Origin of the sequence: Aliiglaciecola sp. 2_MG-2023 (assembly GCF_030548145.1) — a bacterium.
Lineage (GTDB): Bacteria > Pseudomonadota > Gammaproteobacteria > Enterobacterales > Alteromonadaceae > Aliiglaciecola > Aliiglaciecola lipolytica_A.
This window is the reverse complement of the sequence record NZ_JAUORY010000004.1, coordinates 73,658-87,910: the sequence shown is the minus strand read 5'-3', so window position 1 is coordinate 87,910 and position 14,253 is coordinate 73,658. Positions and strand designations below refer to the sequence as shown.

At 41.1% G+C, this 14,253-nt stretch carries 15 protein-coding genes; 13 read left to right on the top strand and 2 right to left on the bottom strand.

Annotation, left to right across the window (positions count from 1 at the left end; all coding sequences use genetic code 11):
* The first annotated feature begins 16 nt into the window (after positions 1 to 16).
* Positions 17 to 1,441, top strand: coding sequence for a sulfotransferase (locus Q4567_RS05825; RefSeq protein WP_216049510.1), 1,425 nt, complete (start codon positions 17 to 19; stop codon positions 1,439 to 1,441).
* On the opposite strand, the gene Q4567_RS05820 is transcribed toward Q4567_RS05825, so the two are convergent.
* On the bottom strand, positions 1,438 to 1,860 hold the full coding sequence (locus Q4567_RS05820) for a diacylglycerol kinase (RefSeq protein WP_216049511.1): 423 nt from the start codon (positions 1,858 to 1,860) through the stop codon (positions 1,438 to 1,440). The two genes, Q4567_RS05825 and Q4567_RS05820, sit on opposite strands and share 4 nt — an antisense overlap.
* Before the next feature lie 61 nt (positions 1,861 to 1,921).
* On the bottom strand, positions 1,922 to 2,575 hold the full coding sequence (locus Q4567_RS05815) for a dUTP diphosphatase (RefSeq protein WP_216049512.1): 654 nt from the start codon (positions 2,573 to 2,575) through the stop codon (positions 1,922 to 1,924).
* Positions 2,576 to 2,784: 209 nt separating this feature from the next.
* Between Q4567_RS05815 and Q4567_RS05810 the strand changes: the two genes are divergently transcribed.
* The 12 genes from Q4567_RS05810 to Q4567_RS05755 all read left to right on the top strand — a co-directional run bounded on the left by Q4567_RS05810 (position 2,785) and on the right by Q4567_RS05755 (position 14,228).
* Positions 2,785 to 5,145: a zinc-dependent metalloprotease gene (locus Q4567_RS05810; protein WP_216049545.1), complete on the top strand. Its 2,361-nt coding sequence runs from the start codon at positions 2,785 to 2,787 to the stop codon at positions 5,143 to 5,145.
* Positions 5,146 to 5,381: 236 nt separating this feature from the next.
* Positions 5,382 to 6,002 (top strand): hypothetical protein, encoded by a 621-nt coding sequence (locus Q4567_RS05805; protein WP_303499689.1) that lies wholly within the window; start codon positions 5,382 to 5,384, stop codon positions 6,000 to 6,002.
* Positions 6,003 to 6,165: 163 nt separating this feature from the next.
* Complete coding sequence (locus Q4567_RS05800) at positions 6,166 to 6,501, top strand: metalloregulator ArsR/SmtB family transcription factor (RefSeq protein ID WP_303499688.1); 336 nt, start codon at positions 6,166 to 6,168, stop codon at positions 6,499 to 6,501.
* Between the two features lie 13 nt (positions 6,502 to 6,514).
* Positions 6,515 to 6,985 (top strand): arsenate reductase ArsC, encoded by a 471-nt coding sequence (locus tag Q4567_RS05795; RefSeq protein WP_216049515.1) that lies wholly within the window; start codon positions 6,515 to 6,517, stop codon positions 6,983 to 6,985.
* A gap of 2 nt (positions 6,986 to 6,987) precedes the next feature.
* A complete protein-coding gene (gene arsH, locus Q4567_RS05790) occupies positions 6,988 to 7,704 on the top strand; it encodes an arsenical resistance protein ArsH (RefSeq protein ID WP_216049516.1) in 717 nt (238 codons plus the stop codon).
* A 13-nt stretch (positions 7,705 to 7,717) separates the two neighbouring features.
* Entirely contained in the window at positions 7,718 to 8,737 is a 1,020-nt protein-coding gene (gene arsB, locus Q4567_RS05785) for an ACR3 family arsenite efflux transporter (RefSeq protein ID WP_303499685.1), read from the top strand.
* Between the two features lie 18 nt (positions 8,738 to 8,755).
* A complete protein-coding gene (locus tag Q4567_RS05780; protein ID WP_303499684.1) occupies positions 8,756 to 9,757 on the top strand; it encodes a permease in 1,002 nt (333 codons plus the stop codon).
* An 8-nt stretch (positions 9,758 to 9,765) separates the two neighbouring features.
* Positions 9,766 to 10,002 (top strand): thioredoxin family protein, encoded by a 237-nt coding sequence (locus Q4567_RS05775; RefSeq protein WP_216049519.1) that lies wholly within the window; start codon positions 9,766 to 9,768, stop codon positions 10,000 to 10,002.
* A 74-nt stretch (positions 10,003 to 10,076) separates the two neighbouring features.
* The gene (locus Q4567_RS05770) at positions 10,077 to 10,496 is read left to right on the top strand and encodes an arsenate reductase family protein (RefSeq protein ID WP_303499682.1); all 420 of its coding nucleotides are present in this window, start codon (positions 10,077 to 10,079) and stop codon (positions 10,494 to 10,496) included.
* A gap of 430 nt (positions 10,497 to 10,926) precedes the next feature.
* Positions 10,927 to 12,153, top strand: coding sequence for an acyl-CoA dehydrogenase family protein (locus tag Q4567_RS05765; RefSeq protein ID WP_216049521.1), 1,227 nt, complete (start codon positions 10,927 to 10,929; stop codon positions 12,151 to 12,153).
* A 93-nt stretch (positions 12,154 to 12,246) separates the two neighbouring features.
* Positions 12,247 to 13,257 (top strand): phosphotransferase, encoded by a 1,011-nt coding sequence (locus Q4567_RS05760; protein WP_303499813.1) that lies wholly within the window; start codon positions 12,247 to 12,249, stop codon positions 13,255 to 13,257.
* Positions 13,254 to 14,228, top strand: a complete 975-nt coding sequence (locus tag Q4567_RS05755) for an NADPH:quinone oxidoreductase family protein (protein WP_216049522.1) — start codon at positions 13,254 to 13,256, stop codon at positions 14,226 to 14,228. Before Q4567_RS05760 ends, Q4567_RS05755 begins: the two co-directional genes overlap by 4 nt.
* Positions 14,229 to 14,253: the final 25 nt, after the last annotated feature.

Here is a 14,253-nt window from a genome sequence, read left to right as displayed (position 1 = left end):
AAATGCGAGAGAAATATTGAATAATCAAATTCGAATAGGAAATGACTATTTAGCCAAAGGTGATTTGCTCAATGCGCAGAAGATATTTGTTCAGTCACTGAAAAATGATCCAAATAACGGGGCAGGGTATCTCGGCTTAGGCAAAGTCGCTAAAGCGGCGTTCCAATATGATCAGGCTATCAATTTACTGCAAAAAGCCTGTCATTTATTAGATAAACAACCTGAGCCACTGTTAGAGCTAGCAGATGCTTTCGGTATTGTACATGCCACTGAGGATGCTCAGACTGTATTACGTTACGCTTATGAAAATTGTTCGCAAAACAAAGCTGTGCTCGCAGCATTGATACAACACTACATTGCCACTGCACAAAATACGCAAGCGCTGCCACTGCTTTGGTCACAAATTCGTTCTGCAGATCCAGAATTTTCAGCCTATGGATGGCTCGATTTAATTCGCACACAAGTGACACCCTTAAATCCAGATGAATGGGCATTATTGACGTCTAGCTACGCCAGTTCCACACCTGCATCACAGCAACGAATGCTACTTGATTACGCACTAGGTCAGGCATATGACAAACTGAAAAATTACCCCAAAGCCATAGAACACCTGCAAATGGCCAATGCATATCAGTTAACATTGTGTCCTTATAGAACGGAGCAGATGTCAGCATTTTTTTCGACACTTTCTGACAGCTATCAACAGGTTGCATTTGCGCAAAAGAAATCAAATGACAATACATATGCGGTTACCCCGGTTTTTATCCTAGGATTGCCCCGCACAGGCTCTACATTGTTGGAGCAAATGCTATGTCAGCACAGTGACATAAATAGCTGCGGTGAACAGGCATATCTAAGTCAATATAGTGTGCCTTTTTTAGAGAAAATGACGCAGTTGAGTTATCCTGAATTAGCTAGCAAGCTAAGCGAGTTTGATACCTCAAAGGTATCAGAACATTATTTAAAATTGATAAAAATTGGTTTAAATGAAGCTTTTATCATTAATAAGTTACCGGCAAATTTTCAAAATATCGGTCTAATTTATCAACTTTTCCCGAACGCAAAAGTGATTCATATTACTCGGCAGATTAAAGATGTTTCGCTATCGATTTATAAAAACTATTTCTACGAAAACGAACCATATTTTTGTGATATTGAGGAGTTTGATAAATATGTCAGTTTCTATCAGCAACAAATGCAGTTCTGGGAGGCGTTGATACCCAACAGAATCCTCACCATTACTTACGAAAATTTAGCCGCTGAGCCAAAACAAGTCATTAAAAACGTACTCAACCATATGGGACTTGAATGGCAGGCGTCTTGTGTGACTGCCATTGATGGCAAAGGAACTATCAATACTTTAAGTGCGGCACAAGTACGTAAACCTATTCACCACAAATCAATTGGCCAGTGGCAAAACTATAAAGCGCTTTTCAATTAGCTAAAAAAACGCCAAATGGCTTCCAGCCATACTAAGGTTAATATGGTCAATGCGATAAAAACTGCGGAGGATCCCATATCTTTAGCACGTCCAATCAAAATGTTATTTTCTAGCGTAACGGCATCCGCGAGCGCTTCAATGGCTGAGTTAATAATTTCTGCAAACAACACAAATAGTAATGTACCAATAAGCGCCATTAGATGGACTGTTGAAGAGGATAAAACAAAAGCAAAGGGCAGCATGACCATTACCAAAATTAGTTCTTGGCGAAATGCTGACTCATGTTGCCATGCTGCGCTAAATCCACGAAAAGAACACTGAGTAGCCTTGAATATCCGTGAAAATCCAGTGCCATTCGGTTTATTCACCAGCACCGATTCATCTTCAACCACCGATGCTTGAGTAACTTTGTTTTTCATATCTTTGTACTTCTGCTTTACTCGTCAACTCGCAACACTGTAACTTATCACTAAATGCGTTTTAGTTTGGGTAACGTTTTTGCAGTCCTTGATATACACAATCACTGTAATTGTGAAGGGTAATATCGAGTTCGTTTAACACTTCCACTAAGTGTTCATTGTCTTCACGACCTAGCCAAACTTTCAAATAACTACCGTCTTTATACCCATTATCTTGTCGAAAGAAGTTAAGCACGTTTTTACCAACGTACTGACGGTAAAGTTCATCCGAATCCATTTCCGCTTGTTCGACAATTTTGATGAATAGAGGCACAGAAAATCGTTTTGCTGCACATAAACCCGCCATTAGTTCCAAATTTTCTAAAATATCTTGGTCATTAAACGCATATTCTTTGCCGTCGAACGTAACTGACTGGACACCACTATTCAATTCACTTGCAATGGTTTCGGCAGAGGACTCTATGTTGCCATCAAAGTCGATAATGATTGCGGAAAGAGCAAAGTGCCAAATGTCCACTAATTCCATTTGCAACTGGGGTAGGTCTTTTTGTTGCGCTTTCCACCATTTCCAACCATGATGTTCAATCCCCTCGACCGCCTCTATCATTGCAGCTCTAAGGTATTGATATCCGGCAGTTAACCACTGAGCATTAACCTTTTGATTCATTTTGGCTTGAAGGTTAAGCATGGTGTTAAGTTGAGTAGAGGAAAGCATAATAGTCCTTATGTAGAATTAGCGAGTGCATAGTGTACTTGTTTTGTGATAATCGGCATAGCCTGAAACAGACTAATCATAATTATAATATTAACCTTAAGATAGTATGAATATCCTCATGTTTTAAGCATGGATTGGGCTTATTTCTATCAGGTAATAAACTAAAAATTTAGGAGACAGGTGTGAAAAAATACGTAGTTATTTGCTTGATGTTATTTTCATCAGTTGCGTTTTCCCAGAGTAAGTCGATAAATGACTTTACCAGTGGAATGCAATCAAAGGAGGGGTTTTACACCGTCTATTATGAACAAGATAGTGGGAAGTTGTATTTACAAATTGAAAACTTTGGGCAACAAGTATTGTTCCAAAGTAGTTTGCCACAAGGCATAGGCTCGAATGATATCGGCCTAGACAGACTCCAGCTTGGTAAAACTCGTTTAGTGGTTTTTGAGCGCTTTGGCGATAAAGTTTTGCTAAAACAGTTAAATACCATGTTTCGTTCTACAACCGATAATGCTGCCGAGGCTGCTAGTATCGATGAGGCTTTTGCTGACTCTGTCATTGCTGGTTTTACGGTTGTTGCACAGCAAGATGGCGCCGTTTTAGTCGATTATACTGATTTCCTTTTGTCTGATATCCATGGTATTTCCCAGCGCCTAACTCGTGCTAAGCAGGGCAGCTTCAAAGTCGACTCGAAGCGCAGTGCAGTGTATATGCCGCGCACAAAATCCTTTGTTGATAATACCGAAATGGAATCATTAGTCACTTTTGGTGGCACCAATCCAGGCAAATACTTGCAGCAAGTAACCCCTTCTCCAGATAGTGTTACTGTGCATTTACATCATTCTTTGATCAGATTACCTGATGATAATTATAAACCGCGGGCATTCAGCCCTAATTCCGGTTTTAACAAGATGACCTATCAGGATTATTCAGTTCCTATCGAAGCATCGATGGAACAAAGTTTAATAACTCGCCACCGTTTGTTTAAGAAAGATCCAAAAGCAGCAGTAAGTGAAGCAGTTGAGCCTATTATCTATTATTTAGATCCAGGTGTGCCAGAGCCGGTCAGAAGTGCCTTGTATGAAGGTGCTATGTGGTGGGATCAAGCCTTTACTAAAATAGGTTATAAAAACGCGTTTCAAGTGAAAATGTTACCTGAAGACGCGGATCCAATGGACGTAAGATACAACGTCATTAACTGGGTGCACAGAGCAACACGCGGATGGTCTTACGGAATGTCAGTGCGTGATCCACGTACGGGTGAGATTATAAAGGGGCAGGTTACCCTTGGTTCTTTGCGCGTCCGTCAGGATTATCTTATCGCCTTAGGTTTAACCAGTCCGTTTAAACAAAGCGATAGCAGCATTGAAGCGCAAAAAGAAATGGCGTTAGCCAGAATCAGACAATTATCTGCCCATGAAGTTGGCCATACGCTAGGTATTGCTCATAACTTCGCAGCCAGTGCCTATGGTCGCGAGTCGGTAATGGATTATCCTCATCCTACTGTGACGGTAAAAGATGGCAAAGTTGATATTTCCGATGCGTACGCAGTAGGTATGGGAAAATGGGATGACCATGTGATCGCTTACGGTTATCAAGATTTGCCAGATAATGCTGATGAAGCCGATTATTTACAAAATACGATTCAAACCGCGCTCACTTCAGGTTTGCTCTATATCAGCGATCGTGATGCCAGACCTAGTCACGCCATTAGCCCAATTGGTCACTTATGGGATAACGGTAAAGATCCGGTAGAAGAGCTGCACAATCTGATCGAGGTGCGTAAAGTTGCATTATCACAATTTGGGATTAATTCTATTCCAGAAGGTACAACTTTAGCTTCATTGCAAGAAACCTTAGTACCTGTTTATTACTTGCATCGTTATCAATTGGATGCAGTGGCTAAACTTATTGGTGGTTTAAACTACGCTTACGAAAGTAAAGGCGATTATAGTCAGCCCAAGGGGGTGTCGTTTGTTGAACAAAGCAAGCAGATGGCCGCGTTAGATGCCATGATCGAAACGCTTTCGCCGAAGTTTTTACATATACCTGAGAACATTAGTTCTTTGATTACACCTAAAAGCCTTGGCGAGTCTAATACCCGTGAAAGCTTCAATGGTCGTAATGGTTTGAGTTTTGATCCTATCAGTGCCGCAGAATCAGGAGCGGGTTATACCTTGAGCTTAATGCTAACAGCTGAGAGATTAAACCGTCTCGCTGCGCGTCCTATTAATAGTCGTGATCAACTAACAATCCCTGTTTTATTAGAAAAATTATTCGCGGCTACTTTACAACAAAAGCCGAGTAAATTTGCTGCTGATGTTAAACAACGGGTAGATTATGTAGTGCTCAATAGTGTCATTCAAGCTATGCAAGCTGAAGATATCGCACCAGAAGCTCAAGGGGCTTTATTAGCTGGCTTGATGGACTTACATAGTTGGTTGAAAAAGAACTCTCGTTATGGCCAAAATAAAGTAATGGCTAAACAGTTAGACTGGTTTATGGCAACAGGTGACTGGAAAGGTAACTTTGAAGTGAAACCGCTTCCTCCAGGTTCGCCAATCTAAATACTTATTTTATATTTACTGTATAAGCCGGCTATTGCCGGCTTTTTTATGGTTATCCTGAATTTTTTGACGTTACACAAATTGATACTCAGTAATTTTTATTTTTCATGTACTTAGCCGTCATAATTGTCAAAGTGATGGTAAAATGACTTTTGCTATCTTTGCTAAACGAGCATTGATTAATCCCTTTAATTTAAATTTTGTCACATGTGGTGTGTGCTTGGGTTGTGTTTTAAATGAAAAGTAGAAGAGTGCATAAAGTCCTAGGGTTGCTATTAGTTTTACCTATGATTGGTTGGGTAATTACGGGGCTCATATTTTTTATAAAGCCAGGTTATCAAGATGCATATGAACAGTTAGCGATTAAAACTTACCCATTGGAGCAATCATTTGTCATCCCAAATTCAACTAATTGGATAGAAGCAAGAGTTGTTAAGACGATACTAGGACATCATTTACTGGTCAAAACAGCACAGGGATTTGAGCATCTAGATCCAGATTCCTATCTACCTAAAACGCTTTCCGAACAATCTGAATTGCATACGCTGGTAAATGATGCTGTTTTGCATAATCCACAACGTTATGGAAATGTAGTGTCGAGTGACGGTTATAAAGCAAAAACAAACACTGGGGTTGAAGTGAATCTTAATTGGAATCGCTTAACCTTAAGTCAAAGTGGTGGTGACACCAAGTTAATAAACACCCTGTATAAAATTCACTATTTACAATGGACTCCGTTTAAAGAATTCAATCAAATTTTGGGATTTTCGGGTCTCATTTTATTACTTCTATTAACCATTTTAGGCATCAAAATATACCTATCAAGCAAAGGTAACATCAAGATTAATAGGGGATAAATTAAACCGCTAAAATTGCGACCTAATTTATGCCGTTTAAAAATTAATTTTAATAACAGTGGCGACTCCTGCGACATTTATTACATCACTCACCTATATAATATTTGACATATGAAATTTCACATATATGATTAATCACATATATGAATAATCGAATGTGTTTATGAGTCCTTTACAAGTTTTTAAATGTCTTTCTGACGATACTCGACTTAAATCCTTAATGTTGATAGCTGAGTCTGGCGAGTTGTGCGTATGTGATCTCATGGAGGCACTTTGCCTCGATCAACCTAAAATTTCCCGTCACTTAGCTGAGCTGCGTAAATGTTGCATTTTGCAGGATGAAAGAAGAGGGAAGTGGGTGTATTACCGTCTTCATCCAGAATTACCCGACTGGGTAAACAAAGTGATCACAGAATCTACTTTTCATAACCAATCCTATTTCGAAGCGGCTTTTAAACGACTTAAAGCTTCTCCTAATGCTCAATATAACTGTTGTTAACCGGGGTTCAACGATGAAAATTTTATATATTTGTACTCATAATCGATGTAGAAGTATTCTCTCAGAAGCAATCACTAATCAGTTAGCAGGTGATGTGATTGTGGCTCAAAGTGCTGGCAGTCAACCAGCAGGGCAGGTACACCCTTTATCTATCAAATATCTGCAAGAAGCTGGAATTTCGGTGCAGGGACTCAAGAGTCAATCTTGGGATGATTTTGAACAATTTGATGCCGATGTGGTGGTCACTGTCTGTGATTCAGCCGCCGGTGAAGCTTGCCCCTTGTGGTTTGGGAATTCTCTGAAAGTGCATTGGGGACTGACTGACCCGTCAAAGGTGCAAGGCACGGAACAAGAGATAGCCGCCTCTTTTAAACATTGCATTGAAGAAATCACCGCTCGGGTTAAGCAATTGCAAATATTGGCCAAAAAGGATCTTAATCCAGACCAATTGAAAGTTGCCTTAGCTGAATTAGGAGCACACTAAATATGCTACGGGACATGTCATTAGCGAATATTGAAGAGCAGAGTTTAGATAAACCTACATTTGAAAAATGCATTGCCGAACCGTTAGAACACGCACCGCGTATTTTACTTTTACATGGATCGATGCGTAAGCGAGCATTTAGTCGATTGGTTGTAGAAGAATGTGCACGTTTACTGATTCATTTCGGTGCCGATGTGAAAATATTTAATCCTGAGGGTTTACCGCAAACAGATACTGAAGATGAACATCATCCCAAGGTTAAAGAATTGCGTGAACTTATGATGTGGTCAGAGGGGCAGGTATGGTGTTCTCCAGAGCGTCATGGCTCTATGACTAGCATCTTTAAAAGCCAAATTGATTGGGTGCCATTGAATATTGGCGGTGTCCGTCCTACCCAAGGTAAGACCCTCGCGGTGATGCAAGTATGTGGAGGCTCGCAATCGTTCAATGTGGTTAATCAGCTACGGGTTTTAGGCCGCTGGATGCGCATGGTGACGATTCCTAATCAATCAAGCGTGGCTAAAGCGTATTTGGAGTTTGATGAAAACGATCGAATGAAGCCTTCCGCCTATTACAATCGAATTGTCGATGTGATGGAAGAGCTAATGAAGTTCACCTTATTGCTACGTAACAATAAAGATTATTTTGTTGATCGCTATTCTGAACGTGTTGAATCTGCTGAGCAATTAAGCCAGCGAGTAAATCAACGTTCAATATAAAAGGAGAAACCACATGGGATTGTTTGAGCGTTTCTTATCTGTTTGGGTTGGTCTGGCTATAATCGTGGGTATTTTCGCTGGCAGTATCGCACCGGATGCATTTGCGGTGATTGCAAGTTTTGAGTATGCCCATGTCAATATTGTTATTGCCGTTTTAATTTGGCTAATGATTTATCCAATGATGGTACAAATTGACTTTTCATCAATTAAAGATGTAGGGAAAAAACCAAAAGGATTAGTACTTACGCTTGTGGTCAATTGGTTAATTAAGCCTTTTTCTATGGCATTTTTAGGCTGGTTGTTCTTTAAAGGAATATTCGCCGATTGGGTCGATCCTCAAACCGCAACGGAATATATCGCAGGCATGATCTTACTCGGTGTGGCTCCTTGTACCGCGATGGTGTTTGTTTGGAGTCAACTGATCAAAGGTGACGCTAATTATACTTTGGTGCAGGTCTCTTTAAACGACATTATTATGATATTCGCATTTGCGCCTATTGCCGGATTATTGTTGGGTGTAACGGATATTACAGTACCTTGGGATACCCTGTTTCTATCGGTTGTTTTGTATGTATTAATTCCTCTAGTTGCTGGCGCGATTACTCGTAAAAAATTAGATAAATCAGATGACCATTCTAAATTAGAACAGTTTCTTGCAACGATGAAACCTTGGTCGATCATTGGCTTGTTAGCCACAGTGACTTTGTTATTTGCTTTTCAGTCGGAAACGATTTTGGCGAAACCCGAAGCTATCGTATTAATTGCGATTCCGCTGTTGATTCAAACTTACGGTATTTTTGCGATTGCTTATTTTATTGCAAAGAAAATGAAGCTGCCCCATAACGTCGCGGCACCAGCTTGTATGATAGGTACCTCAAACTTTTTTGAACTGGCTGTTGCGGTTGCAATTTCGTTGTTTGGTTTACATTCAGGGGCTGCTTTAGCAACTGTCGTTGGTGTGCTGGTAGAGGTACCCGTTATGTTGTCATTAGTTTGGTTTGCGAATCGAACTCGTCATTGGTTTACAGAATAACCGTTTGGAGGATGAAAAATGTTCGCCGTGTTCACTCAACTAGCTGATTGGATAGCCTATTCTTTATTGAAGTTGACCCCCGAGTCAAAGTTGGGTGACGCAGTTCATTTTTTTGTTGAAGACGTTAGTAAGATATTCGTTTTATTGATTGTCATGATTTACGTCATTGCGTTGTTACGCGCTTCAATGAAAGTTGAGCGTGTGAGGGATTACCTTGCTGGTAAGAATAAAGGCGTGGGTTACGTGCTCGGTTCAGCTTTTGGTGCGATAACACCGTTTTGTTCTTGTTCAAGTATCCCGGTATTTCTTGGTTTTACCTCTGCCGGCATTCCAGTCGGGATTACGATGGCTTTTCTGCTGACCTCGCCATTGGTGAATGAAGTTGCGGTATTGTTGTTGATGAGTTTGCTTGGTTGGAAGTTTACCTTAATTTACGTTGTGACTGGCATAACCGTTGGGATTGTTGGAGGTTTCTTTTTAGACAGTATTAAAGCCGAGCGCTGGTTACAATCCTTTGCCGCTGAAGCTCTCCACAAGGGGCAAAATAACCCCACTTCTGTGAATCCAACGGTAACGTCAGAATCCACTAAAATCGCTTTCTCACAAAGGCATCAATTCGCTAAAGATGAAGCCCTCGAAATATTTGGTCGAGTGTGGAAATGGGTAATAATAGGTGTTGGTCTAGGTGCTGCACTGCATGGTTTTGTGCCAGATGGTTGGATTGAACAACATCTTGGAAATGGCCAGTGGTGGTCTGTTCCAGCGGCCGTATTATTAGGGATTCCGCTGTATTCAAATGCGACTGGCGTTATACCCATTATGGAGAGTTTGATTGTTAATGGCTTACCGATAGGCACAACACTGGCCTTTTGTATGAGTACGGTTGCTGCGAGCTTTCCTGAATTTATTTTGCTTAAACAAGTGATGCAATGGCGCTTATTGGCGATTGTTTTTATCATGTTGTTAGTATCATTTTCTATTGTGGGTTGGATATTTAACGCATTTTCTTTTTTATTGTGAGGTGATTTATGAAACATATAAAAGTATTAGGTACGGGTTGTTCTAAATGTATTAAAACTGCAGAGTTATTTGAAAAGTACGCAAAAGAGTTAAATGTGGCGATTGATGTCACAAAAGAAACCGATCCTCGGGTGATTATGGCTTACGGTGTAATGAGTACGCCAGCGGTCGTGATGGAAGAGGAGTTAGTTCACTCTGGTTCAATTCCCAACAGTGCTCAAGTTAAAGAGTGGCTCGCCGAGTAGCGTTTTCGCATAAACGAATGTTTTACGTAAACTCAATTCACTCAGGTTTTGAGTTTTCAATTCTAAGGATTAATATGATAGTTATATATCACAACCCAGAATGCGGAACCTCGAGGAATGTGCTTAAGATCATTGAGGATGCAGGATATCAACCTATCATTATTGATTATCTAACCCAAGGGTGGACAAACAGTCAATTGTTGGGGTTGTTCGCTGCGGCCAATTTAACTCCCCGTGAAGCCTTAAGAACGAGTAAATCGCCAGCTAAAGAACTTGGCTTACTCTATGAAAGTGTAGCTGATGAGACAATTTTAGCGGCCATGCTGAAGTTCCCAGTATTAGTAAATCGTCCAATAGTGTGCAGTCCAAAAGGTGTTAAGTTATGTCGCCCGAGTGAAGCAGTCCTAGCGCTACTAGAAAATTGGCCTGCAGGACCTTACTATAAAGAAGATGGTCAACAGATCCTCGATGAAAATAATAAACGGCTATGTTAATTTTAAAGTACTTAAGGTGTACTTAATTTAGCATTGTAATAATGGCTGAAATACCTAAGCAATGACTGTTATTAAGCGGGGGAGATTAACCTGTAAAAATAGTAATCTGCTTTTTACTTCCCCTCATATATTCCCTTCTATTTTAAGCGCGCCATATTTGAATGTGGTCATAAAGTAGGCAGATGTGTCAATCTGCCGTAAGCCGAAAAGCTAATTTTAGATAAAATGTAAATTATTTGTTATTGATTTTGCCTTTAATGAATATTTTGTCATGCTCTACAACCCAATAAAATCAGTGCTTAAGGATAGGGTGTTTAAAATTAGATTCAGCTTATATCTATTACTAATACAAAAGTATTCGAATAATTAATTAAACTTATACAACTAATCACTCTACTATTTTTGTATTCTAAAACAGAGGATACATTTCATGCACTTTGATTACTCTCCAAAAACCCAAGCTTTACTTGACCGTCTTAACCAGTTTATGGACGAAAATATCTATCCCATAGAGCAAGAATACATAGAGCTTGTTGAAAATAATCCACAGCGTTGGACGACTCCTGCATTAATGCACGAGTTAAAAGAAAAAGCTAAGGCTGCGAATTTGTGGAATTTGTTTTTACCTGAAGAATATTTACCTTACGGTGCGGGTTTAACCAATTTAGAGTATGCCCCTTTATGCGAAGCTATGGGACGCGTGTTGTGGAGTCCTGAAGTTTTTAACTGTAGTGCTCCTGATACCGGCAATATGGAAGTATTGTCTAAGTATGGTAGTGAGGCTCATAAAAAACAGTGGTTAGAGCCTTTGCTTAATGGCGAAATTCGCAGCGCATTTGCAATGACTGAACCTGCTGTTGCATCTAGTGATGCTACGAATATTGAAACATCGATAGTCCGCGATGGTGATGAGTATGTGATTAACGGTCGTAAGTGGTATACCAGTGGCGCTATGAACACTAACTGTAAAATCATGGTGGTTATGGGTAAAACTGATACCACAGCGGAACGTCACAGACAGCAATCGCAAATATTGGTGCCGATGGACACTGCCGGTGTAACCGTTGTGCGTCCGATGAAAGCCATGGGTTTTTATGATGAGCCTATTGGGCATGCCGAAGTGCTGTTTGAAAATGTACGAGTGCCAGCAAGCAACTTATTAGTTGGTGAAGGTGAAGGCTTTGCCATTGCACAAGGGCGCTTAGGGCCAGGCAGAATCCACCACTGTATGCGTTTAATTGGCTGCGCTCAACGGGCACTAGATTTAGCCTGTGAAAGAGTAGAAGAGCGCATTGCGTTTGGTCAGCCTCTGAGCAAGCAACAATCCGTTAGAGAATCTATTGCACAAATGCACTGTGACATCGAGCAGGCCAGATTGCTTACTTTAAAAGCGGCTGACAAAATGGATCGTTACGGTAACAAAGTATCACGAGATATCATTGCTGCGATCAAAATCGTTGCGCCTAACATGGCTTGTCGCGTTATCGATCAATCGATTCAAATGCATGGCGCAGCAGGTACCAGTCAAGACTTTGTACTCTCAGCAATTTACGCCTATGCGCGAACAATCAAACTTGCTGACGGGCCTGATCAGGTGCATATGATGCAATTGGGACGTAACTTAATTAAAGATCACGTTGGTACATCAAAAAAATAGCGTTTAGGTCGTTTTTATTTACCTAATAGTTTGTAATTTAGATTATTTATCGAGGTTAAAGTGACAAAACCAGATCCAGTGAAGCAACTTGATATGAAAGCGTTAGAGGCTTACTTCCGCACTCACGTAACAGATTTTACGGGTGCGTTTAGTGCTGAGAAATTTAGCGGCGGGCAATCTAATCCCACATTCAAGATTACGGCTGGGGATGCTAATTATGTCTTAAGACGGCAACCGCCGGGGAAATTACTCAAATCAGCGCACGCTGTAGATCGCGAGTTTAGAGTAATTTACGCACTGCAAGATACTAAGGTGCCTGTTGCCAAGGTTTATCACCTGTGCGAAGACACTAGCATCATTGGCAGTATGTTTTATGTGATGGAGTATGTTGACGGGGCAGTGTACTGGAATAGTGCCCTGCCTGAGATTGACAGTAACGAAAAACGTAATGCTATGTATCAGCAAATGAGCCAAGTGTTGGCTGATTTGCATGCCGTAGACGTGGACAGTGTTGGCCTTAGTGATTACGGTAAACCTGGAAATTACTTTGATAGGCAACTCAGTCGCTGGTCTAAGCAATACAAATTATCCGAAATAGATAGCATACCCGATATGGATAAGCTGATTAGTTGGTTGCAGCAAAATATCCCAGCCGATGATGGAAAAGTGTCTTTAGTGCATGGCGACTATCGTCTAGATAACTTAATGTTTTCGAAAACATCGGCGCAGATCATTGCCGTCTTGGACTGGGAATTATCCACCCTAGGACACCCCTTGGCTGATTTAGCTTATCAATGTATGCAATTACGTTTACCTGCACACATCGGCCATTCCAGTGGTTTGGGAGGCGTTGATAGGCAAGCTTTGGGGATTCCTAGCGAGGAAGAATTTGTCAGTTGGTATTGTCAACGTGCAGGCTTAGCAAAAATTGATAATTGGCCTTTCTATCTCGCCTTTAGCTTTTTCCGGTTAGCTGCGATAGCACAAGGTGTCGCCAAGCGGGCATTAGAAGGTAACGCGTCAAATGAACAAGCCAGCAAAGTAGGGGCTATGGTGCCGCCGTTGGCCAAAATGGCAGTAGAATTAATCGAGGAACATCAATGAAAGCAATAGTATGTAAGGAATTCGCCAGCGTAGAAAAATTAAGTTATCAAGATGTACCTGATCCAAAAGCTGGAAAGGGACAGGTTATTGTTGATATCAAGGCATCTGGGGTGAACTTTCCAGATGGATTATTAGTTCAGGGGCTGTATCAGAGCAAACCTGACTTTCCATTTATTCCCGGTGGCGAAGTTGCAGGGGTGATCAGTGAAATCGGTGAGGGAGTCTCACATCTAAAAGTGGGGAGCCGCGTTATCGCGCTGTGCACCTTAGGTGGTTATGCTGAAAAAGTGGCTGTTCCTGCTACTCATGTTTTACCTTTACCTGACGAAATTCCTGACGAAGAAGGTGCCGCTTTAGTAACAGCTCACGCTACTGCTCATCATGCTTTGAAACAGCGAGCCAATATTCAGCCTGGTGAAACCTTAGTTGTTACTGGTGCCGCTGGAGGTACGGGCTTGGCTGCTGTGCAAATAGGCAAAGCGATGGGAGCTAAAGTCATTGCCGTTTGTTCAACGCAAGAAAAGCTGGATATCGCTAAACAAAATGGTGCAGACATTCTGATTAACTACACCGAAAAAGACCTTAAAACCGCACTCAAAGAAGCAACTGGCGGAAAAGGCGCTGACGTGGTTTATGAATGTGTTGGTGGGGATACCTTCCACGCATGTTCAAGAAGCATGGGTTGGAATGGTCGTTTGCTGGTAGTTGGTTTTGCTGGTGGCACTATCCCTGAATTTCCGGTGAATCTAGCCCTGGTGAAAGGATATTCAGTGGTTGGCGTATTTTGGGGATCGTTTACCCAGCACCAACCCAAGGATTTCCAAGACAACATGAAAGAGCTACTTAGCTGGTACTTACAAGGAAAGGTCAAAGTTATTGTTGATGAGACTTTGCCATTGGAACGAGCGCACGAAGCACTTAATAAAGTACTAGGGCGCGAAGTTAAAGGTAAAATGGCGCTACGCCCATAGAAGTTTTAACTATGGCAGCCAGGGA

What these genes read in the sequence shown, in the direction of transcription:
- Q4567_RS05760 (WP_303499813.1), top strand. Translation starts at nt 12,247, where the DNA reads ATGAAAGCGTTAGAGGCTTACTTCCGCACTCACGTAACAGATTTTACG.
- arsB (WP_303499685.1), top strand. Translation starts at nt 7,718, where the DNA reads ATGGGATTGTTTGAGCGTTTCTTATCTGTTTGGGTTGGTCTGGCTATA.
- Q4567_RS05770 (WP_303499682.1), top strand. Translation starts at nt 10,077, where the DNA reads ATGATAGTTATATATCACAACCCAGAATGCGGAACCTCGAGGAATGTG.
- Q4567_RS05800 (WP_303499688.1), top strand. Translation starts at nt 6,166, where the DNA reads ATGAGTCCTTTACAAGTTTTTAAATGTCTTTCTGACGATACTCGACTT.
- Q4567_RS05795 (WP_216049515.1), top strand. Translation starts at nt 6,515, where the DNA reads ATGAAAATTTTATATATTTGTACTCATAATCGATGTAGAAGTATTCTC.
- Q4567_RS05755 (WP_216049522.1), top strand. Translation starts at nt 13,254, where the DNA reads ATGAAAGCAATAGTATGTAAGGAATTCGCCAGCGTAGAAAAATTAAGT.
- Q4567_RS05765 (WP_216049521.1), top strand. Translation starts at nt 10,927, where the DNA reads ATGCACTTTGATTACTCTCCAAAAACCCAAGCTTTACTTGACCGTCTT.
- Q4567_RS05820 (WP_216049511.1), bottom strand. Translation starts at nt 1,860, where the DNA reads ATGAAAAACAAAGTTACTCAAGCATCGGTGGTTGAAGATGAATCGGTG.
- Q4567_RS05775 (WP_216049519.1), top strand. Translation starts at nt 9,766, where the DNA reads ATGAAACATATAAAAGTATTAGGTACGGGTTGTTCTAAATGTATTAAA.
- Q4567_RS05780 (WP_303499684.1), top strand. Translation starts at nt 8,756, where the DNA reads ATGTTCGCCGTGTTCACTCAACTAGCTGATTGGATAGCCTATTCTTTA.
- Q4567_RS05805 (WP_303499689.1), top strand. Translation starts at nt 5,382, where the DNA reads ATGAAAAGTAGAAGAGTGCATAAAGTCCTAGGGTTGCTATTAGTTTTA.
- Q4567_RS05810 (WP_216049545.1), top strand. Translation starts at nt 2,785, where the DNA reads ATGTTATTTTCATCAGTTGCGTTTTCCCAGAGTAAGTCGATAAATGAC.
- arsH (WP_216049516.1), top strand. Translation starts at nt 6,988, where the DNA reads ATGCTACGGGACATGTCATTAGCGAATATTGAAGAGCAGAGTTTAGAT.
- Q4567_RS05815 (WP_216049512.1), bottom strand. Translation starts at nt 2,575, where the DNA reads ATGCTTTCCTCTACTCAACTTAACACCATGCTTAACCTTCAAGCCAAA.